The following is an 890-nucleotide window of genomic DNA, read 5'->3' as shown; positions in this document are numbered from 1 at the left end:
CCGAGGGCTTCGTCCGGCTCAACGTCGCCACGCCGCGCCCGGTGCTCGAGGAGCTGGTGCGGCGGATGGAGAAGGCGGTGCGCCAGGTGGAGCAGCCGGCCGGCACCGACGACCGGCACTCGCTGCCGAAGGTGCCCGCCACCGGCGTGCTGCCCTGGTGGTGAGGTCGGCGGCCACGTGCGCTGGGGGCCAGGTACGCCGTTCGTCACTCGCGTTGGTCACCCGCGTCGGGTCAGAGGAGGCACGGTGCGGCCGTTGGCCGAGTCCTGCAGTAGCTGCTCGAACCGCTTGGCCCGGGTCTGGTCCTTCTTGGCGCTGGTCACCCACCAGATGGCGGCCTTGCGGTAAGAGGCTGGCTGGCTCTGGAAGAAGGTCCACGCCGCGTCGTCGGCCTTCAGCCGCTGCTCCTGGTCGGGCTCGAAGGCGACAGAGTCCCCGTTCTGCTCGTAGGAATACGACCCGGCCTTCGCCTCGGACCGATCCTGGAGCGCCTTTTCCCCGGCGGGCCGCATCCGCCCCTCGGCACGCAGCTCCGCCACACGCCTGCGGTTCACGTCGCTCCACACGCTGCCGGGCTTGCGCCGCGTGAACCGGATGACGTAGTGCTGCTCGTCCACCCGCTGGCGCCTGCCGTCGATCCACCCCACGCACAACGCCTCGTCGACCGCCTGGGCCCACGTGATGCCGGTTCTGCCTGCTCCCTTCTTGTAGAAGCCGACCCACGCCTCACCTGCCGTCTCGTGATTGGCCTCCAGCCAGCTGCGCCATTCGTCGGGATCCGCGAAGTACGTGGCCTTGGGTTCCGGGCTACTGGACAAGACCCCTCCCGGGAGATCGCTATTGTGGCCGATGCTACCCGGCTTATGACGTTGTGACGTGCGTCTCTTAGG

1 protein-coding gene is annotated in these 890 nt (G+C 69.1%); it reads right to left on the bottom strand.

Annotated elements, in window-relative coordinates; all coding sequences use genetic code 11:
- Positions 1-218: 218 nt before the first annotated feature.
- Entirely contained in the window at positions 219-818 is a 600-nt protein-coding gene (locus ACY45C_RS03965) for a YdeI/OmpD-associated family protein (RefSeq protein WP_462186290.1), read from the bottom strand.
- Between the last annotated feature and the right edge of the window lie 72 nt (positions 819-890).

Source organism: Frankia sp. CcWB2 (assembly GCF_977927585.1).
This window is presented reverse-complemented; position numbering and strand designations above follow the sequence as displayed.